Origin of the sequence: Campylobacter sp. US33a (assembly GCF_004378855.1) — a bacterium.
Taxonomy (GTDB): domain Bacteria; phylum Campylobacterota; class Campylobacteria; order Campylobacterales; family Campylobacteraceae; genus Campylobacter_D.
Genome location: NZ_RYYL01000017.1, coordinates 1 through 21977, shown reverse-complemented (window position 1 = coordinate 21977; position 21977 = coordinate 1). Strand labels below are relative to the sequence as shown.

The window sequence follows — 21977 nt, the reverse complement described above, 5'->3', positions numbered from 1 at the left end:
GAAAGTGATTTATTAAACTCTAGTATAATAGGTTGTCCTCACGCTATAGCTAATGTAAGTGTTCCTTGCACTAAAGTAGTTAATGTAAAAGGTTCTTTATCTCAAAAGAAAGTAAATGGAGAATACGCTATATTACAAGAACTAATCTCAGCTTGTATTACAGACAAAGGCTTTCCTTTAAAAGTAAGCTTTGTACCTACTAAGTTTAAATTTGATCATAGTTTTGATCCTAAGGAGGGCTTAGGAAGTGAGGGTAAGCAAAGTGGTTTAAATTTAGAAATTCCACATTTAAATATCATCACTCCTTATAGAAATTTAAAAGAATTTTATTTTAGCACTAATACTTACGAAAATGCTAAAGATGATTTTGTGGTATATAAAAGTAATGAGGAAATAAAAATAACATTCTCTCCTATTAAAAAAGGACAAGATTATGAAAATTTAGAATCAAATATCTATTTAAAAGAATTGATTGAGAATTTGCAAAAAGATTACAGTGCTGATTTATTTAGTTTTAGAATTTTTACCCTTAAAATAGCTTATTGTGTTTTTGAATATATTTTTATTATTCCAAAAACCATACCTAATTTTGTATTAAAGCACTTAAAACAAAACAGACAAAAAGAGGATATATCATTTGGATATGGAGAATTTTTTAATCTGGAGAAAAATTATGCAAGATTAAGTGATGAAAGAATTGATATTCAAGGCAAAGTTTTTCTAGCTCCTAGTGGTATGGAAAAAATGAAATTAAAAATCAAATAAGGAAAACAATGACCGAAAAAACAGATTGTAGTATTTGTAGCTCTGTTGCAAAAAACACCATTAAAGCTAATGTTGAAGAGAAATTTTTTTCAAATTTTGATGAATTAAATTTCAATCCCAACTACCAAGATTTTGAAGCACAGCTAAGTAGTTTAACATTAAAAGAAAACCTAGAGCGTAATTTTAAAAATGAAAATATCAAAATTATAGATATAAAAGAAATACCCAATATTAATCTAGAGCAATTAAGTATAGATTTAGTAGAAATTTTTAACCAATATAAGCAAGTCGAAGAAGAAGCTGATATAACAGCCATACGACAAAAAGTCGGAGAAAAAATCAACGCAATTTCCACCACACTTGAAACTTTTCAAAATTTATCTCAAGAACTATTTCAAAATGAAAAATTAGACAAAACTTATCTTTATACACCTAATACTTCATATTTATTTAAAAAAGGTAGAAAAGAATTAGATGAACTTTTAAAAAAGATTGAAAAAACACAAACAAAAGCTAATGCTTTAATGACGAATGAAAGCAATGCCCATATTTTAACCCTAGCCTCTCTTAGCTTATATTATTCACATAGTCTTGTAATTACGAATTTGGCAAAACATTTTATTAAAAAACAAGCCTTGCTTTTTGTGCTAAGATTATTTTTTATTGCCAATCCTATTTTGGCTTTAATTTTAATACTAGACTTAGTTTGTGAAATAATAACATATTTCGTTCTTGAGCAAAGTAAAAGCAAATTAAAAGTTCAAATTTACAAATTATTTTGCATAATAGATGAAATTTTGCAAAGTGTATCTAAGCAAAATAGTCCTTTGGCGGCTATTGTTAATTTTGATGCAAAATACTATGGTAATAAAATTTCATTTAAGCTAGGAGATACAATATTTCAAAAATACCTTACAACTCCAAATTCTAACACCACAGATAAAGCTTTAATGTATAGTTTTACAATAAATGCAAAACAAACACAAGACAATATTGCCTTACAAAATCAACGCTTAAATCCTTCGGTTGAATTTGCATTTTCAGAATTTCCACTATTTTCCAAAGATACAAAAATAAAAAATAGCGATATTATAAATTCATCTGCTTTTGATCATTTAAAAAATATCACTACGCAATTTAGCAATTTTTTATTCATACAAACTCCTTATTTTACTTCAACCCTTACTTTGGATTTTCTACTTCAAAGCCTAGCAAATGATAAAGTCATACTTTGCGTAAGCAATATCGTAGAGAGTCAAAATATCCATTTTCAAATTCAAAACCACATCAGAGATACTTTAATCGAAAAAAGTAATTCAGAAGCTAGAAAAACAATATTATTTTTAAATTTAATTCAAAATATAGACAAAAAAATCTTTTTTAAAAATTTTAAAATCCAAATAGAGCAAAATTTTAAAGCCTTGGAAGACAAATATAATGCTTGGCTTTCTTCATCACCCTATCAAGCTATAAGAAAAAAACTTGATGCTTTAGAAAAAGTATTTTATAAAAATGATCTTATGAAAATTGCTAATTATAGTTATGATTTAAATAAAAGTGTTTTTGAGCAAGAAGAATATTTTGATCAAGAGGATATGAAGGAACATATCATTAAAATCATACAAGCTTTTTTGGATTTTGATTTTATGCTTTGTAATTTTTTAGATTTTAAGTTAGCAAAAAAAGATGATAATTCAATCGATGAAGATGATTTAGAAGATTTAAGAAATAGACTCCGAGAGAAACTTAATGAAGCAAAACTTAGCCCAAATATTTATTGTGTTGCACATATTTTTAACAATGCCTTATTTGCACTAAATCCTAATAAAGAATTAAAATATTTTAAAGCCTTTTTTGAAAATTCACTTAAAGATGGAAACTTTCCTGATTACAAAAACTCTATAATTAAATATTTAAATAAAACAGAATTGCGAGAAGCTGCTGAATTTGTTTTACCTTTACAAGAATCATCCCTATGGCTTAATTTTTTCAGCTATGAGCACCAAAATGATCTTTGTATTTTTTTAATATATTTATTTGATTTAGATCTCAAAGGAGCTTTTATAAAGATATTAAAAGATCTTTATCCTTTTAAAGAAATAGCAGAGCAAATGAAAGACATTAAGGGTGATAGAGAAAAATTAAGATCTATCATTGAAAACACTTTTAAAGACCGAATAAATAATCAGATTACAGAGATGATGGTTTCTAAAATCAATGATTCAACGCCTTTTCGTTTAAAGACTTTATACAGCCCATTTAAAGATTCCTTGAAAGAACTTCATAAAAATATTTCAAATTCTCTTAATGATAATAAATATTTATATTCAAAACAATTGACACAAGAGCTTGAAACGCGAACTTCAAAGCAAACAATTCCCTCTAATTCCCATGAGGATAGATTGGAGTTTTATAAAAAACTATTACAATATGAACATCTTACAATTGATAAAGTTTGCTCTCCATATATCCCATCTTTGAATATGGATAAAATGAAAGGTATTGGTGCTAAGATACATAAACTTGGTCCAGAAATTGTGGCTTTTTTGATTCAAAATTATATAGAAACTAAATTACCAAGCCTAAAAGAAGAAGAGCTAGAAAGAGCCATTACTCTTTTTGCCTTAGGAATGCGTCAAAAAAGAGATATAACCTATGCAAAATGGTGTAAAAATAATTTCTTTTTACCTAAAAATCTTAGTAAAAGCTTCATCATCGCAGACTTTAAACATTCTCTTTTAATGGATAATGCCTTGAATTCTCTTTATTGCACTTATAATCCAAGCATAGCAGCTTATGCCAAAAACGATGATTTGGCTCAAAGACAATTTAAAGAATGCATAAAACAAAACTCCATAATCCACTCCTCGGGTAAATATTACGATGAGAGCTATTTTACATTTTATCAAGATAGTGAAGCAACGCATTGTTATAGTGAAGCTTATTATAAAATTTATGCTTATATTGATTCAATTAAAGATGAAGACTATAATTTCAACGCTTTAAACAATAGCACCCTTATGAAACAAAAAATGCAAGATGAAAAAATTAAAGATTTTTATCCCAATAAAGATTTTGTGATATCTTTAAAGAAAGTAGCAGAATATAATTATAATTTTTACAAAGGAGATACGAAATTGAAGTTGAAGGAAAGCGAAGAAACAAATTTTAACAAAAACTACAAATTTAAAGAACGCCTGCTTAATAATTTTATTTATAATGAGGATTTTATCCCTACGGATATTGATATTTAAGGAGAAAAAATGAAAGGTGTGATTTTTAAAAAAAAGGAACTAGACTTTTGGAAAAAATTTGATGAAAAACATGCAAAAGATGCTTTAAATTTTACAAAAGCTAAATTAGGTCAAGAAATTTGGCTAGACACTATCCATCAAACCATCACTTCTTACAAACAAGCTTCTAGTAATGGTATAGTATGGAGCAAAGAAGAAAAAGAACTTTTTGAAAGTCTTTCTTTAAACGAACAAAGAAAAATGATAGTCAAAAAATCAGAATTAAAATCTGTATTATTTCCTTATGTTAATGTAGATTATACTCCTTATACTTATTCTACAAGAAGTAAAGAAAGTGGAAAAGAAAGCTTTGAAAAAGCAAAAGCATTATTAAATAAAAATAAAGATAAAGTTTTTAGTGAGCTTGATAAAACAACAAGTGAAAATATACTGCATTTTTTTAGAATTGCTTATAAAAGTGGAAATTTAGAAGCGGGAGTAAATTTAGCTAAACTTTTATTTAAAAAAGCAAAATCAAGTGATTATGAGGGAGTATTTGATGATATTAGAGAAAGTGTAAAAATCACTAAAGATTTATTAAATCATAATATCCCAGAAAATGCTTATCATTATTATGCACTTTATAAATGGAGTGATGATACAAGTCGTTTTTATCATAAAGAACTTACAAGTTTTAATTTAGGTTTAATCAGAGAAGAAGCAAAGGATTGTTATAACTATGCACTAGAATGTGTGGTGTGGGAAGCCATTGATGAAGAAGCGCAAAGAAATGATAGAGATCTTTTAGGGGCCGAGCTTTATTTAGCGGCTGCTATTAAATATCAAAGTCCTATTGCCTTTTTAAAAGCAGCACAATTTTATGCCCCTTCGGGCCTAACCAGTGAAGTGCTAAGATACGCTCTGATCCCTTATAATGCTTGTTTAAGATGTTCTATTGCCCTAGGAAGTAAAGAAGCTTTAGAAACTTTGATTTCTAATTATAAAAATGGCTTAAGAATGATGAGAAAAAATCCTTTACAAGCACAACTTCTAAAAACTCATGGGGAACAAAGAAAGCTTATTAATGGACTAGATCCTTTCTTTGATGAGAAATTTAAACCCGAGTATATTATTGATTATGGCTCTTCTCTTATTTCTTTGGGTTATGGTGGAACCATAGTTTATCCAGGCATTTCAAGACTTATAGCTCAAGGAAGAATTAAAGATCCAAGAGATAGTGATGCTACAAAAGAGAGTATTAAAGAATATTATTTAATAGTATGGGAGATGATTGTTTCTCTCATTAAACTTTTAGACATTAAAAACTTAGAAAAAAATGTTTTTCATTATATAAGTATCCAAATCTACTCCAAACTTATCTATGGTTATCCTTCCGCAAGACCTTATGTCTTTCCTAAAGAAATACTTGATTTACCCATAGACTTTAGTAAAGGACTAGAAGGCTATGGAATAGATCCAGAAGAGGAAAATGATAGTGAAAGCACAGGAGAGTAAAATGCAAAGTATTAATTTAGATAGAAGAAAAGCTTTAAAGAATTTAAATCAAATAACACTTTTAGGCTTTGGTAGTTTTATACTTCTAAAACAAAATTTTATGAATTTGTCTTTAGAAAATGAAGTTTTTCATAATGATATAAAGCTAAGTTCTTTAGAAGACTTAAAAGCTTATATTAACTTAAATGTTAATTTAAATCGAATTTGCAAAGAAGCTTTTATTTATAAAGACTATGAAATATTAAAAGAATATTTTTTAAATTCTAGTCTTTATTATAATAAAAAACTATCCTTTAAAGAATTAAAACTTGAAAATAAAAGTTTATTCATCAAAGCTCCTAAAAGTTTTATAAAAGCCTTAGAAAACCTTATAAAGTATGATAATAATTCTAAAACCTTAACAAGCTTTGTGTATCAAAAAGAATTTATTCCTACTAGACTTGATGTGTGATTGTTTCTTTAAACAGACTAGCTACAACTATAATCATAGAAGATGGTTTATATATAGGATAAATTAAAGAAAGGATAAAAGACGAGTGATACTTATGAGATTTATACACCAGATGGTGGCATTTTGAATGTGAAAAAACAAATAAAATTTTATTAAGTGATGGGGGGGGGGAGCTAAGATTTTAAAATTTAGCGATGAAAGAGGCATTAAAGATTGATTTGCAAACATTTTATTTTTAAGGTATTACTACGCATTATAGAAATAAAAAGCTAAATCCACTCACTTGTTAAAGCAAGTGAGATTTTTGCTTGAAAAGATTAAAAATCCTTCATATATTTTTCCAATGCTTTCATAAGTAAATTTTCAAAAAGAATCTTATCTTCTTTGATATTATTTTGCAAAGCAGCTTCAAAATATTTAATAAACATATTCTCTTGCATCTCTTCAAATATTGGACTATATAATTCTTTGGCAATTAAACTTATCGCTACAAGATTGAGTAATTGTGTTGATTTTACCAAAGGAATATTAGCCATAATGCTTTCTAAATCTTTAATATGAAGGGAAGAGTATTCGGTATTGAGTTTGGCACTTTTTTGTTTGCTTTTTAAATCTTTAAACATTTTTGTTAAACTTTTTAAAATATTTTCATAATCCATTTGATTGGGATCTTTTTGATTAAATTCTTTTAAAACTTCAATGTCGCTTTTTTCTTTTTCGATAAAATCATAATTATTGTTATTTGTTATAATATCTTGCAATTCTTTCTTTTCATTAAATTCAATGCTAACTTGCCCTCTAGGTTTTATTATTAATTCATCAAATTCTTTATGTTTTGGAATATCTTGTAATTGTTTTTTATCTTCTTTTAAATGTTCTTCAACGCTTTTTGCATCAACAAAACAAAATTTAATATCCCCTATTTTAAAAATATCCCCTTGATTTACCATTGTTTCATAACCACTCGCCATTTTAGAAAAAGAACCATTGTAAAAAATTTCAGAATCCTCAATAGGAGTTAAAGTAAAACAACCTTCTTCATAAGAGATCTTAGCATGTGCTGATTTGATTTGTCCCAATTTATCTTGAACACAAAAAGCACAGTCACTACCACTTCCAATAATACCACCTTTTGTGTCAAATACTTCAGCCTTTCTTTGACTTTTACAATCTTCGTAATTTTCTATAATAATCCCGAGTTTAATTTCTTCCATAGTCATTTTTACTTCCTGTCAGTTTTTCAGTTATTCCAAAATCATTTAAAATATTTATTATATTATTTAAATCATTAGCTCCATTGATAATTCTAAAATCAAAATAAAGATTTTTGTTATCATTAAAAATGATACTATAAGTCCCTGTATTGTTTTTGCTTTCCTTAATGAATTTATACCAAGCCCATTCGCCTTTATAAATTTTTGTATGATTTAAATTATTATTAATATAATTATAAGCCACAAAATACAAATTCGTGCCATTATTAAATTCATCTGCTATAATTTGCAAATTCTGATTTAAAGTATGATCGTATTTTATATTTTTATTTTGATAACCTAGCTCTATAAAAGAAAAATCTGCACTTAAATCAAGACTTTGGATAGTAAAATTCACCCTTAAATTATCATTGGCACTAAGCATAAGATTTGAAAGATTGGCTGCTTTGGTGATAAAATCTAAAAAATCTTTAGAGAAATTTAGTTTTGAAGCAAATTTCGAATTAATAGAATAAGTATTTTTTCTCTTAATTAAAACATTATTTAAATACTTTTTATGAAAATTGTTCAAAATTCCATTTCTTCCAAAAAAGCTTTTAAAACTATCTATACTTAAATCATCGGCACTGCTTTCTTTATTAAAAGGATAAAAAGGAGCAATATCATTGATAAAAGGAGTATATACTTCATTTGCCCAAGCACTATTAAACAAAGAAATACCATGATTTTCTATAAATTTCCAAGAATATTTAGAAAGTTGATTGTAATATCTTTGTAAATCACTTGGCAAAGCTTTAATATGAATATCAAACGCCATAAAAGCATCATTGGTGTCTTTATTATTACCCAACGCGTAAGCAATTTTTTCTTCTATACTTTGATTATTATTAGCATTAAAATCAATTATTTTATTGCTTAGATTACTAATATCCATATTAATTGTAGCCAAGATCTTTTCTTCGTTTGAATTTTTACCCACTTCAATATTTGCAACATTTAAAAATGCATCTTTATTCACAAGCTTATGATAAGCAGAAAAAATATTAGTAACATTAGCAAAATTAGCTTTAATCTCTGCGGCATTTAAACCTAAATTATAAGCTTGAGTGAGCAAAATAGCATCATTTAAATTAGTATTTGAACTAATAATTTTCAATAAAGCATACAAAGGATTTTCTTGTTTAGACAAAATATCAAGTTCATTAAGCATAGCTTCTTTGGTGTTGTATTCAAGAGGATTTAAAGAAGCTAACAAATTTTGCCAAGCATTTTGATAGGCATTAAGATATAGCTTTAGTATTCCCATAGTAAGTAGTTTTTTATTTTCTTGAATAGGGCTATTTAGCATCCAAGATTCGATATTAATTACATTTTCAATTTGCCCATCTAAATTTTTGAGAAAATCCATCATTCCTATCTTGGTATAGATTTTGTCTATAGAATTTATTTTAGAATCTTGTGAGAAAACGCTATTGGCAGCAAAACCTATATCATCTTTTATAAGGTAAAGTTCTTTTGGCTTATCACTGTTTAAAAATTCAAGTAAGATATAAATTCTTTGTACTCTACTTAATGTTTGAAGTTTTTTTGTTCCCAAATTAATGCTCGCCTCATCTTCTTTGAAATTTTGTAAATTAATTTGCTTAAGTTCGTCTATACCGCTTAAAAAACTATCTTTTGAAATAGAGTACTTGCTTAATTTATCCCAATTTTCGTTAATCCAAATTTTGAGCAATTTTTTATTAAAATACTTTTGTTCAAATAAAGATTTATAAATATATAAGGTTTTAATTAAATTATTCTTATCTTCATCTGCCTGCAAAGTATTTTCCATTTCTTTAAGTAAGGTATTTTTTAAAACATCTTCGCTAAGTTCAAAATAAAACTGCCTTGCTTCCTTGAATCCCTTATATGAAGTATCAAGATTAAAATATGCAAAAACACTCTCATTTTGCCAAAGCTTAGGATAAGCATTTAAAGTATTTTTTAAATCAACAAGAAGTTTTGCTTTTTCTTGTATATTTAACTTATTGTAATTTTGATTTTCTAGTAAAACCTGCAAAGAAGTGAAAGTATTTTGACTTTTATCAAATTCTTGATTATTTTTAGTGATAAAATAAGAAGATATAGCAAAAGTTCCCACACTTACAAATAAAATTAGTGCCAATAAAGATAATTTTCTAGCATAATTTCTCATAGAACTTAAAGAATAATCTTTAAAAATAACATCTTCAAGCAGAGATTTTACAAAATAACTTTGCTTGTTATAAATTGCATTAGCTTTTGAAAGAGTTTTTTTAATACCATATCTATTACACACAGAATCGAGTAAAAAATTTCTCGGAATATTCTCTTGATATGCACTAACAAAATAAATCCCCCTAAAGCAAGAATTATTTTTCAACTTATTTTCTTCTTGCATTTCCAATATAAAATTTTTAGCTAATGCAAATAAATTGTCAAGCTGTTTTATAAAAAAATAGCCTTTGTTTTTTTCCTCTAAACTATAAATAAAACTATTTTTACTCATAAAAGATTGCAACAACGAATCGCTCAATTCTTTAAATTCTTTATTTAGATACTCCTCGCTTAAAGTTTGATTGAAAGATAAACCTAAAATTTTATCAGCTATTTTTTCATTAAAAATACTGAAATATTCTTTCATTCCCTCAATCAAATCAAGTTTTGAAAATACTATATAAATAGGCAATTTTAAATTAAGAGATTTCTCACACTCATTAACTCTTTTTGTCAAATAACGAATAAGATTTTGAGAATATTCTTTTGTATTATTAAGAAAAAGAATAGTATCAATAACCAAAACTATTCCATTTAGCTTGCTGTGAAAAAAATTTTTATTAAGAAAATTCAAAAAGCTTTTCCACACATTTTTTTTAATTAAAAAATCCTTATTTTTTTCTAAATCATCCTCAGGCATTTCATCACTGCTTGTAGGTTTAAAAAATTCTTCTTGAGAAAAATAATTCCCTTCTGTATCCAGCAAAGCTCCGTTTTTTGAAATATAAAGTGCAAAATTTCTAGTAGATTGATGAAGTTTTTTGTAAGATTCTAAGCTATCACTAAGTGGATATTCAATATTAGAATAATTGATAAAAGTGCTTTTTCCAGCACCCTCGTTTCCTATAATTATAATTAAAGGTAAATTTTTAATTTTTATATCTTTTTTCCAAGTCTCTTTCGCATCTTTAAGTGAAATAAAAAAATTTCTTTTTGCCTTAAAAGTAAATTCATTTGCCTCTTGTTTAAGCATATGTAACTTAGCTCTCTTTTCACTCTTTAAAGAAGAAATAAAATTAAGAATAGGTTTTAGAAGAAAAAAGAAGAAAATAATAAGCCAAATAGTAAAAATGATACCAAATCTTAAATAAGCACTACTGAAAATATAAACATCATTAAAAGCAACCAAAGAACCCCAAAACCAAAATAAAATACTAAGTATAAAAATACAACAAAGTATAAATGATGTTATAAATGGTTTTGAACTCATAAAATTAAAAATTTTTTGAAACATTTTTGATTATTCCTTATTATTAATATAAAATTAAAAATTTTATAATATTTTACAAAATTTTTTCATAAATTTACTTAAAATATAGTATACTTTATTTAAACTATGAAATTTAATTTCAAACAAATCAAAAGAAAGGAATGTCAATGGCACAACCAGCTTACATTAAAATCGAAGGTTCAACACAAGGACTTATCTCAAGTGGTGCTTCAACAGAAGCTAGTATAGGAAATCGTTACCAATCAGGACACGAAGATGAGATTATGGCTCAAGAAATATCTCATATTGTAACAGTGCCTGTAGATCAACAAAGCGGACAACCTTCAGGACAAAGAGTTCATAAACCTTTTTCTTTTACTTGTTCATTAAATAAAGCAGTTCCTTTGCTTTACAATGCACTCACTAAAGGTGAAAGACTTCCAAATGTTGAAGTTCATTGGTTTAGAACATCTACTAGTGGTGGAGCTGAGCATTTTTTCACTACAAAGTTAGAAGATGCAATCATTACTGATATTGAGCTTATAATGCCAAATGCAGCAGATGCAAACAATCACGATAAAACAGAATTATTTAAAGTTTCAATGAATTATAGAAAAGTCATTTGGGAACATAATGTTGCAGGTACTAGCGGAAGCGACGATTGGAGAGAAAATAAAGCTTAAATTGTTTACTTGCCAGTGAATAATTTTACTGGCAATCTTCATAAAATCTTACCAAGCTATACTTTCTGTAATTCTATAACTTCATTTATTTAATTTTTAGCAAATTTTAAACAACTCTCATATTTTCTATGTTAAAATATTACAAATTTAATAAACTATAAATATTTTATATTAAAATTTCACAATCCACCCAAAGGAGCAAAAATGTCTCTAAATTCCTTTATGAATCTTAATATTTTAAATCCTAATTCCCCTTCAAGTCCCCTACCCTTTACAATCACTAAAGCCATTATTAAAGAAAGTCTTGAAGAGCTTTTTTCTATAGAATGTGAAGGCTTTTTTGAAAGCTTAGAACAAGATTTATTTTCTTTAAATACTTCATATTCTAATCAAAGCACTCATGATTTAAATTTCCATCCTAATGTTTTAATTGATAAAGAAGCTATTTTAAGCATTAATAATCCTTATAAAAACAATACTTTAAATTTTGATATCAATGAGGTAAAAAACTATAAAGGCATTATCACTTATATAAAATATCTAGGTATTAACAAAGAAAGTACTTTAAATATCAATGATGCAAGCTCTATGATTAAAAGTATAAAACACAAGCATTTTTTTTCTTTTAAACTTGAATCACCTTTAATAAGACTTTCTTTAAATAAAGCAAATCGAATTTATACTCATACTAATATTATAGAAGTGATTAAACAAAGTCTTAATTTTTATCAAGGTATATTGCATAAAGAAATAGATTATTCTAATATACATTTTAATTATGAAACTAAAGAACTCATTTCTCAATACAATGAAAGTGATTTAGAATTTATTACAAGATTAGCTCATAATAATGGAATATTTTTTTATGAAGATGAAAACACTATTTATTTTTGTGATGTGTATAAAAATACAAAAAGCAAAGAAATAAAATACAATGCTAATGTCAATAATGCTTTAAATGAAACTTGTATTTCTTCCATCTATAAAGAACAAAGCTTAAGAACTAATGCTTTTACACATTCTAGTATTAATGCTAATACTCCTTTAAATCTTTTATCTTTACATTCTAGTAAAGTTCCTTATGAGCAAGAACTTAATAACAAAGCTTATTATAATGAACATTTTTATGAGAGTGAATATTCTTTTACAAGAAGTATTGATTTAAAGACTAAACCTACTCTTAAAGAAAAAAGGGCCTTGGTATTAAATGAAAGCTTACTAGCAAGAAGCAATGTCTATCATCTTAGTTTAGGAGATTTTATTGCTTTAAATTATGATGAGTTTAATCTTAGTGGATTGAGTGATGAAGATACAAAAAGTCAAGATAAAGAAAAACAAGATAATACTTCTTTGCTTAAAGACTTTATTGTTATTGCTAATACTCAAATCTTGATTGATGATGCTATCTTAGCTAATTCTGTTAATACTAATGATCATTTAGATTTAAAAGATTTAAAGCTTAGCAAGTCTTATTCTAATACTTTAACTTTATTAAAAAAGAATATTATCTTCACTCCAAGCTTTAAAGCTAAACCTAAAGCTCCTAATAGTACTCAAGGAATTGTTATAGGAGAAAGTAAAAATATAGAAAGTGAGAGAAATACTATTTATACAGATGAATATGGAAGAGTAAAAGTAAGGATTAATCTTTATGCCAATCAAGAGGAATTAGATAATGATACTTTTATTACAAACCATACAAATACTCACAATAATACTCATGATAATATAAACAATACAAATTCTTCTTCTGATTTATCAAGTCATACTTATAAATCTTATCATCATACTCCTTTTTTAAGAGTAGCAACAAGTATAGCAAGCAATCATTCAGGTTTTTATCATACTCCAAGAGTTGGAGATGAAGTGATCATTTCTTTTTTAGATGATGATATAGATAAGCCTTTTATTAGTGGAAGTTTGTATAATGGGACTAATCCAAGTTTAGTTAATCTTCCTTTTAATGATCATCAAACCTCCCTTTCTTCTAAAACCATAGGCACAAATGAAGAAGGTTTTAATGAGCTAACTATGTCAAATATAAAAGACAAAGAACAAATCTATTTAAAAGCCCAAAAAGATTATGATGAATTAGTGCAACATAATTTCACTCAAAGAATTTTAAATGATAAAGATTCTATGGTAGATGGACTTTATAATGAAAGGATTAAAAAGGTTCATACTCAAACCATAGATTTAGCTAAAAATGTCAATGTGGGAGCTGAATATTTAATCAATGTGGGTTTATCTAAAGATACCATAGTAGGATTAAGTAATACCTTAAATGTAGGAGTAGATAATAAAGTAAGAGTGGCTAAAAACTCTCATGAGTTTGTAGGGGAAAACAAAGAGATAGAAATAGGTGCTAATCAAAATGTTATTATCCATAAGGATGAGATAAGGAATGTGAAGGGAAATAAAAAGGAAGTGGTTGATGGGCATTATGATATTAATGTCAGCGATAAAATGCAAGTGTTAAGCGAAAAAGAGATGGATTACAAAAGTAAAGACAATATTCTTTTTACAAGCAATGAATCTATAGGATTTGAAAGCGATAAAAACACAAGTATGGTGGCTGATAATATCACCACCTATGCAAAAACCACTCACGAATTAAAAGCCGATAGCGAAGCAACCGTGAAAGTAGGAGAAACAATTATCAGCGCCAAACCAGATTGCGTTATCATCAAAGCAGGTGGAGTAGAAGTAATTATAGATTCTAATGGACTTGTGGTTAAAGGTGGAGAGATTAAAGCAGAGTAGATAAGGGAGAAAAGATGAACAAACCTTTTTACAAACTTAAAAGATTTTATATACCTTGTATTATATTGATCATAATATTTGCTGTGCTTGCAAAATTACTTTATTCTCCTTTATATACGATTTATTGGGGTATGTATCATTATCCTAAAGTTCAGCTAGAATTTAAAAACTTTGAAAAAATGACTTTAAACCCAAGTCCTAAAGATATGATTAAAATTGTAGATGATTACCAACCAAAACTAGAAGATTTTAAAGATTTAAATGCAAAAATGCAAAAGGTTATTTTTGATTTTAAGGTAGCTAAATTATTTGGATTTGAGAATAGATATTTTGAAGCTTTTATTAAAAGCTGTGCTGGTAACTTCTTTGTTTTACATGGTAAAGAACAAATTTATTTTAATTATCTTAATTTCATAAGCGGTATAAATTCAACTTCCAATGAAAAACAAAAATATTTAACCCTAAGAGCAACTACCAAAGATTTAGAAAAACAAATTTTTGAAGAAAAACTTAAATTTATAAAACATTATGATGATTTTTATGATTATTTAGATAGCATAGGTTATTTGGATAAGGGAACAGAATATATAGGTACGGCAATTTCTTTTAAAACATTGATTCAAAATGTATTTTTGTCTAATAATGCTCAATTATGCTCTTTTGAAGATAGAAACTTAATGTTTAAAAACATGAAAGAAAATTATGAAATATTTAAAAATTTAGATGTAAAAAATATAGATGATTTAAAGAGAAATATTTATAAAAAAATATTAATTGATATGGAAAATCTCCTAAATGAAACCCAAAGGGCTTTAGATGAATGCAAATGAAAATAATACTAGTGTTAATAATGAGAACAATACCACTAACTTTGAAGAAAGCATAAAAGAAGCCTTAAGAGATGGACAAGAAATTGTAGAAAGTAGTAGAGATGCGACCGGAGAAATAAGCAATAAACTTAATGTAGCTAATACAATAGCCAACCTTTCCCCCAACTCCCCCGCCAAACAAACTATACAATCTTATATTCAAAAAGTTCAAGTTATTACAGATAAGGTAGACAATAGATTAAAATTTGTTGAATATACTCTAGAATATATTAACAATGGTGATATGATTCAAGTCTTATTAAAACTAGGAAAAGAAACTTTAGAAGATTTTGCTTTTAAAAAAGGCTTAGAAATTTCCAAAGATATAGCACTTATTGTAATGAAATCTGTACCCAAAGGCAAAACTCCTTTAGGTATTGTTATTTTTACTGCTGGAGGTATAGTGTCTTATTTCTTTGCCGATGAAATTGAGGATTTAGCAAAAGAATTATTTTTTAATAAAAATAATATATTTTATCGTATCGATAAAGCTATTGAGCAATTTTTCGCACCTCCTATGAAATGTCCAAAAGGTTCAGAATGGCCAACTGGAGGATGTCAAGGATTTGATGTAATCTTCAATCAAATGCAAACAACCCTTGGAAAATCCCTCTTCACCCCACACCCCTACCCTAGCTATTCTAAAGAATACGAATTTGCTCTAGCAAAGAAAAAAGAACTTGCGGATAAAACAAGCATAGCTTCTAAAACTTACAGCTTTATGGATGAAGAGTATTTAAAAAACATACAAGATTTACAAGAACAAGAACAAATCATCAATCAAGAAGAGCAAAAATATCAACTTGCTTTAAAATTTTACAAAGAAGATAATAAAATCAAAAATGAAATTTTTAATTCTTTGTTTAAAACCTTAAATGAAAATCTAAGCTTTCAATTAAAACAAGAAAGAAATACTTTTTTAAATCCAAATCAAAGTTTAAGTATTATCGCTACTAAAAAATACTCATTAAAGACTTTAAATTTACAAGATATTGATAATATCAATATCGATTCAGAATTTGCTTATTTAAGGGCTTTGTTTTTATGTGAAAGTTTTTTAGTTTTAGATAATAATGATGAAGCTTTATTAAATGAAAAAATAGCTAAAGAAACTTTAGAATATGATGAGGATGAATATATTCTCTTTATTCTCCACAAAAGCAAACTTAACGATACTTATTTAAAAGCAAGAAAAGAACTTTATAAGAGCATAAATGAATTTAAAAAGCTTGGTTTTAAAGATTTAGAAAATGCTTATCAAGCTTATATCAATTCTTTGATTGTAAATGAAGAAATAGATAAAGATGAAACAATAAATGAAAACAAAGAAATAAACAAAGATGAAAATTTAAATCAAGAAAGTGATATAAAAGAAAATACAAGCAGCACAAAAGAACAAGATTTTAATCTTTTATCTTCTCATTCTAAAAACCTAAACCATTTCATCTTAGAAAATAAAGATAAAAATAAAAGAATTATCTTTTTAAATAATGCTTCATCGATGTCAAATTTAATCCATATTTATGATAATCATTGTGATGTGTTTATTAAAAATGAATCTTTGCTTGATATTAAAAGAATAGAAAAAGAATATGATATCAAATTTAAAGAATTTAGCACAAGGATATTTTTTTATGAAAAGCTTCTTTTAGGTGCAAAAGAAAATAATGAGTTTTCATTTGAAGATAAAGAAGAAAATTTGCTTTATCATTTTAAATATGATAAAGAGGATTTGAATTCTTTAGGTGATTTAAGCATAAAATATAATAACTACAATGCAAGGATTAAGAATTATTCTTTATTGGAAGAAAGTTTAAATATTAAATTAAAACCCAAAGAGCTTAAAAAAGAAATTGCCTATAAGGATACAAGTTTTAATAAACTCTCAAAAGAGCCTTTAAGCAACTCTTCATCAAACTCCAAAGAACCCTGCTTTATCACTTTATATTTAAAAGATGAGCACAACAAGCCCATTGTTAATGCAAAAATTATCATAAAAGGCTTTAAACATAATGAAGCCTTAAGGGTAGTTAATCTAAAAAGACGCAGTGATGAAAAAGGCAAGATAAGATTTGATAAAGAAAAGTATTTTAGTGATTGTTATAGCTTTAAAGTAAAGCTTGATGAAAAAGAAGCTTATTTTTCTACTCCCTTACAAAATGCTAAAAGGATATTTAATAATTATACTGAACATAAAATCGGACTCATACTCAAATTTAAAGCCAAAGATCATTTAGTTTATGATGGATTTAATCTCTATCATTACAAAGGAAATGAATTAATTAATTCTTATATGGCAAGAAGTGGCACTGCTAAGGCAGATAATGAAAAAAGAAGTAAAAAGCAAATTGCAAATTATTTTTACCAAGATGAAAAAGATACAAGTAAAGGTAAAAAAGCTTATTTTTATTATGATGATGAAAGTATTAAAGATAGATTTGGCACTTTGCCTGAAGGGGAGTATTATTTAAAGATTAATGAAATAGTAAAAGATACTAACCCTAGTTTTTTAAAAGATTATCCTTTTGACATAGGAAAAACTTGGGGAAAATACTGCGTAAGATTATACAGCGATAAAGAATGCTCTAAAACCTCAAAAGAAATAGAAATAAAAGCAAGCAATGAAAAAGAAAATAAAAAAAGCAAAAAAGATAAAAAAGAACAAAGCATAATAAAAGATAATCTATATCTTTACTCTATCAATGAAAAAGGAGAATTTGGCAGTAGTGGTAGCATAGGTATGGCACAAGCACAGTTGTTAGAGGATTTAAGTAAGCAGGCTAAATTTATACGAGATGAGAAAGAAGGGATTATTTCTTTAAGGGTGGAGTATCCTAAGCAAGAAAAATCAAAACTTGATTTTGTAAAAGAAATAGAATGGGAACTTGATGAAGATGAAGATGTGGTAAGTGCTGATAAAAGCGTAAGAATCATTGTCGATGAAAAGGCAAATTTTGCACCAGGAACTTATGTAGAATGCGAAGTTAATGGATTAAAAGATGATGTAAATATCGTTTGGGCTTTAGCTCAAATTCAAAATGAAGCAAGACTTCAAAGAATTTTAGAAGGCAAAGAGTATTTGGAATTTAAAGATATAAAGTTTTTAAAAGATGAAAGTAAATATTTTCATGAATGCTGGGAAATGGATGATGAGGAAAAAGATGAAGAATTTGAAAAAATAGGTTTTAGCTTACCGCTAACAAGGGCTAATGAAGAAGAATTTGATAAATACTATGCCTTAGTTTTTGCTTATGAAGATAAAAATAAATTTAAAAGACTTCCTAATTTAAACGATGCTTGTAAAATCATAGATATGAGCTTTAGGGTTGGTTCAGGCAGAGATGATGAAGTAAAAGAATTATTTACAAGAGAGGAGCTAAAAGCCTTTAATGTATACAATCTTAACCGACAAAAATCGATTGGTAGTGTCGAGGAAGCAAATTGGTTTTTAAGAGCAAATTTAAAAAATCAAGAAAAAAGAGACTTTTTTACCTATCTTAGAACTTATCCTCAATTTGCTGGAAAAATTGCTTATATATACTATAGATTTGACTTAGTTAATAAAGAATTTTTAACAAGCATAGCAAAAAAAGACAAAGAAATTTACCTTCAAGATAGAGATGATAAATACATTAATACCATAGTTAATAAAATTTTACCTTCAGAATACAAAGAGGGTAAAAGCTTTAAGCAATTTCACACAGAGCTTTTAAACAACAAAGACAGAGATCTTAAAGAATGTAAGGATTTTCTAAAAGCCTTAACTCAAACTCTTTGTAAAAGACTTAATTTACCTTTAGAAAAAGTAGTCTTTTACAGTGAAAAGCCTAGTGGCTCTTTATCTTTTGGAGCCTATGAAGACAATGAAGTAAGATTAAATCAATACATTTTAAAAGCTTATTTTAAAGAATTTGCAAAAACAGTTTTTCATGAGTGCAGGCATTTTTATATAGAAAAATACTATAATCACAATATGGACGCCTTAGGCAGATATGTTTTTTATTCTGAAAAAGCTTATATTAATGAAAAAATTATTTTTGATAAATTCGGCAGAATTTGCATTCCTAGTGAAAATTATTTAGTGGGTTGTAATATAGGAGCTACACAAGATGCCTATGAAATTCAACCCAATGAAAGAGATCCAAGATATGTGGAAACTTTCATAGGTAGAAGCTTATAAGGAAAAAATATGAAAATTTTAAAAATACCTCTTAAAGATTATATTTCTAATATCAGAGAAGATAAAACCATTTATCTAGGTTTGCAAAGCGATATGAGTATAAAAGGACTTGATGAAGAGTATTTAAGAAAAGAATATAATCTCAAAAAAAATTTTAGATTCGAAACTAGCATTTATTTAGGCAAAATCATATTTAAAGAAAAAAATATTATCTTTGAAGCTTTTGATGTTGATGAGAATTGCTTTGAGGGACTTAAAGAACTTTACTTTAAAAATAACCCCGATAAAATTATAGATAATTTAGAATTAAAAAAGTATTTTTTAAAACTTTATCAAAATAACATTAACTTTTTAACTTCTTATATCAACGAAATCAATCAAACCTATGGCATTAAGCTTTATTATGTTGAAAATAAAAATTTAACTAAGAATGAATTGATTTTAACACTAGATGAAATGGTGCAAAAAAATGACTACGAGATAATAGATTTTAATGATGATTTGTTTTACTCTTATCTTGTATGGAGTTTAAGAAAATTTATCATTGCTTACGATATAGGTTTATATCAAGATGAAAAACATTTATTTTTTAACCTAGCTAGTTATAGGACATATGATAATCATTCTTTTTACATAGAAGCAAACAATAAATTAAATTTCAATCTCATCGAATTATTTTTTTCAAATATCTCTCCTTTAGAATACGCCATAGCTTATTTACAAAAAGAAGAAATGATATATAATGGGGCTTTAGAGCATTCTTTAGGAACTCTTCAAAAAACTTTAAATACTACAACTCATTTTCATAATAAATTTTACTTCAAACTAAAAGAAAGACCTTTTGAATATGCTGAGTATTTTAATACGATAAAATAATTACCCAAATATCATAAGATTTTATCCTTTTTTAAACTGCCCTCATTTAAAGATTGATTTGCAAATCAATCTTTAATACCCATATCTTCACCAAATTTTAGAATTTTAGCTCTAAGTTCCCTTGGGAAATTATATCTATAAATAGCAGGGATTCTTGGATCAAGGAGTTTATCAAGTTTATGTCTTTTATAAATAATTTCTAGTCTTTCAGGGCTATAGTATCTTGGAGCATTAGGATAGCCTTGAGGAGGAGTGAGGGCTGCGAGTTTGGCACTTAATACTAAAGTATCTCTATCTAAAGCAGCTTGTCGTTCATCCCAATCATTTGGAGTATCTACATCAAATCTAGTTGCCATTCCATTTTTATATCCATCCATATAATGATCAAATTCTTTCCTGCTTTCAGAAGTAGAATCCACATCTCTTGGATCTTTTAATTTACCTTTTTCAATATCATCATATAAAGCCCAAATGATTCTACCTTCTTCATCAAGAGCAAATTTATATCGATTTAAATCAATCACCCAATCTACTCCCATAATCTCATCTATAAAAGGTAGCATACCAAATTCATCAGGCTGTATAGTTTTAGCTAAATCTTTTACTAATTTAGCCCTTAAAGGATTTTTATGTATCCCTGCCATACCTATACCTATTTCTAAAAGATTATCAGCATAATTATAAATTCCTCTTTTTATACCTAATTCTTCATATCCTCCACCTGTGAGTTGAATATATAAAATAAAACATTGTATCATTCTGGCATTAAAGCCATGATTTTTAGAACGCACAAAATATTCAGGTTTTCCTAGTATTCCTGCTGCTATACCCCATTCTTGTCTAAAAAGAGAAGATTTTAAGGTTTCTTTATTATTGTTAACTTCATCATAAATATAAGCATATTCTTCATTGATTAAATATCCCTTTTCATCTACATTACAATAAGCATCATAAGGTATATCTATAACAGTACTTCTTATACCACTTCTAATGACTAAATATTTATATCTTTCTCTTTTAGTTTTTAAAGATTTATAATAAGCTTTTTCTGCTTTAGTCCAAGGAGCTATGCTTCCTTTAATAGGATCTTTTAAATAAATACTTTGCCAATCTTTAAATTCAAGCAAAGTAGAAGCTTGTCCTGTGTAAAAGTTAGGATCTAGATATATTGGTTTATAGTCTTTGTAGGGGGAGTTTCGTTTAATGTCGTGTGCTTCAAACAAAGCTTTGGAATATTCTTCGGTATAATTGCCTGTGGGTTTAATATTTTCTTTAAATAGTATTTTATTGGTATCTTTTTCCACATCTAATGTTAATCCATTAGGTGTATAAATCTCATAAGTTTCGCTCATTATTTATCCTTTCTTAATTTAACCTATGTATAAACCATCTTCTATGATTATAGTAGTAGCTAGTCTGCCTATGAAATTACTCTTTTATATTATGCTCTTTAGCATAAGCTAGTATCTTAGCTCTTAGACTTTGAGGGAAATTATATCTATAAATAGCAGGGATTCTTGGATCAAGGAGTTTATCTAAATATCCTCTTTTATAAATCCATTCTAATCTTTCAGGTGTAAAATAATAAGGTGCATTAGGATAGCCTTGAGGAGGAGTTAAGGCTGCGAGTTTGGCACTTAATACTAGAGTATCTTTGAATAAAGTAGCTTGTTGTTCACTCCAATCATTTGGAGTATCTACATCAAAGTTAGTTTTCATCCCATTTCTATATCCATCCATAGCATCATCAAATTCATTTCTACTTTCAGGAGTAGAATCCACATCTCTTGGATCTTTTAATTTACCTTTTTCAATATCATTATATAAAGCCGAAATGATTCTACCTTCTTCATCATAGGCAAAATCATATTTATTTAAATCAATCGTCCAATCTGCTCCTATAATCTCATCTAAAAAAGG

Annotated in this window: 11 protein-coding genes and 2 pseudogenes; 9 read left to right on the top strand and 4 right to left on the bottom strand. The window is 27.0% G+C overall.

The window, feature by feature from the left end; all coding sequences use genetic code 11:
• From ELQ16_RS10080 to ELQ16_RS09420, 4 genes and pseudogenes are all read left to right on the top strand, one after another.
• Positions 1-765: pseudogene (locus ELQ16_RS10080) on the top strand (hypothetical protein); the annotation flags it as partial.
• Positions 766-773: 8 nt separating this feature from the next.
• A complete protein-coding gene (locus tag ELQ16_RS09430; protein WP_134239359.1) occupies positions 774-4019 on the top strand; it encodes a hypothetical protein in 3246 nt (1081 codons plus the stop codon).
• Between the two features lie 9 nt (positions 4020-4028).
• The gene (locus ELQ16_RS09425; protein WP_134239358.1) at positions 4029-5513 is read left to right on the top strand and encodes a hypothetical protein; all 1485 of its coding nucleotides are present in this window, start codon (positions 4029-4031) and stop codon (positions 5511-5513) included.
• Positions 5488-5964 carry a hypothetical protein gene (locus ELQ16_RS09420; RefSeq protein WP_134239356.1) on the top strand — a complete coding sequence of 159 codons (477 nt, stop codon included), beginning with the start codon at positions 5488-5490 and terminating at the stop codon, positions 5962-5964. Before ELQ16_RS09425 ends, ELQ16_RS09420 begins: the two co-directional genes overlap by 26 nt.
• 317 nt (positions 5965-6281) lie before the next feature.
• Here the strand turns inward: ELQ16_RS09420 and ELQ16_RS09415 are convergent, their stop codons facing one another.
• Complete coding sequence (locus ELQ16_RS09415) at positions 6282-7184, bottom strand: FHA domain-containing protein (RefSeq protein ID WP_134239354.1); 903 nt, start codon at positions 7182-7184, stop codon at positions 6282-6284.
• A complete protein-coding gene (gene tssM / locus ELQ16_RS09410) occupies positions 7165-10710 on the bottom strand; it encodes a type VI secretion system membrane subunit TssM (RefSeq protein WP_134239352.1) in 3546 nt (1181 codons plus the stop codon). Before tssM ends, ELQ16_RS09415 begins: the two co-directional genes overlap by 20 nt.
• Positions 10711-10853: 143 nt before the next feature.
• Here tssM and ELQ16_RS09405 point away from each other — a divergent pair, with 143 nt between their 5' ends.
• From ELQ16_RS09405 to ELQ16_RS09380, 5 genes are all read left to right on the top strand, one after another.
• Complete coding sequence (locus tag ELQ16_RS09405) at positions 10854-11369, top strand: Hcp family type VI secretion system effector (protein WP_134239350.1); 516 nt, start codon at positions 10854-10856, stop codon at positions 11367-11369.
• A 204-nt stretch (positions 11370-11573) separates the two neighbouring features.
• The gene (locus tag ELQ16_RS09400; protein WP_134239349.1) at positions 11574-14132 is read left to right on the top strand and encodes a type VI secretion system Vgr family protein; all 2559 of its coding nucleotides are present in this window, start codon (positions 11574-11576) and stop codon (positions 14130-14132) included.
• Between the two features lie 14 nt (positions 14133-14146).
• Complete coding sequence (locus tag ELQ16_RS09395; protein WP_134239347.1) at positions 14147-14962, top strand: hypothetical protein; 816 nt, start codon at positions 14147-14149, stop codon at positions 14960-14962.
• Positions 14949-19181: a hypothetical protein gene (locus ELQ16_RS10355; RefSeq protein WP_243832627.1), complete on the top strand. Its 4233-nt coding sequence runs from the start codon at positions 14949-14951 to the stop codon at positions 19179-19181. The genes ELQ16_RS09395 and ELQ16_RS10355 overlap by 14 nt, the downstream gene beginning before the upstream one ends.
• Before the next feature lie 9 nt (positions 19182-19190).
• Entirely contained in the window at positions 19191-20057 is an 867-nt protein-coding gene (locus tag ELQ16_RS09380) for a hypothetical protein (protein WP_134239345.1), read from the top strand.
• A 65-nt stretch (positions 20058-20122) separates the two neighbouring features.
• Here the strand turns inward: ELQ16_RS09380 and ELQ16_RS09375 are convergent, their stop codons facing one another.
• Together ELQ16_RS09375 and ELQ16_RS09370 are read right to left on the bottom strand one after the other, a co-directional pair.
• Positions 20123-21409, bottom strand: a complete 1287-nt coding sequence (locus ELQ16_RS09375; protein ID WP_134239343.1) for a hypothetical protein — start codon at positions 21407-21409, stop codon at positions 20123-20125.
• A gap of 76 nt (positions 21410-21485) precedes the next feature.
• Positions 21486-21977: pseudogene (locus ELQ16_RS09370) on the bottom strand (hypothetical protein); the annotation flags it as partial.

Bases quoted from the DNA above. Each gene is read 5' to 3' on its own strand.
- ELQ16_RS09430 (WP_134239359.1), top strand. From the start codon at position 774: ATGACCGAAAAAACAGATTGTAGTATTTGTAGCTCTGTTGCAAAAAAC.
- ELQ16_RS09425 (WP_134239358.1), top strand. From the start codon at position 4,029: ATGAAAGGTGTGATTTTTAAAAAAAAGGAACTAGACTTTTGGAAAAAA.
- ELQ16_RS09420 (WP_134239356.1), top strand. From the start codon at position 5,488: ATGATAGTGAAAGCACAGGAGAGTAAAATGCAAAGTATTAATTTAGAT.
- ELQ16_RS09415 (WP_134239354.1), bottom strand. From the start codon at position 7,184: ATGACTATGGAAGAAATTAAACTCGGGATTATTATAGAAAATTACGAA.
- tssM (WP_134239352.1), bottom strand. From the start codon at position 10,710: ATGTTTCAAAAAATTTTTAATTTTATGAGTTCAAAACCATTTATAACA.
- ELQ16_RS09405 (WP_134239350.1), top strand. From the start codon at position 10,854: ATGGCACAACCAGCTTACATTAAAATCGAAGGTTCAACACAAGGACTT.
- ELQ16_RS09400 (WP_134239349.1), top strand. From the start codon at position 11,574: ATGTCTCTAAATTCCTTTATGAATCTTAATATTTTAAATCCTAATTCC.
- ELQ16_RS09395 (WP_134239347.1), top strand. From the start codon at position 14,147: ATGAACAAACCTTTTTACAAACTTAAAAGATTTTATATACCTTGTATT.
- ELQ16_RS10355 (WP_243832627.1), top strand. From the start codon at position 14,949: ATGAATGCAAATGAAAATAATACTAGTGTTAATAATGAGAACAATACC.
- ELQ16_RS09380 (WP_134239345.1), top strand. From the start codon at position 19,191: ATGAAAATTTTAAAAATACCTCTTAAAGATTATATTTCTAATATCAGA.
- ELQ16_RS09375 (WP_134239343.1), bottom strand. From the start codon at position 21,409: ATGAGCGAAACTTATGAGATTTATACACCTAATGGATTAACATTAGAT.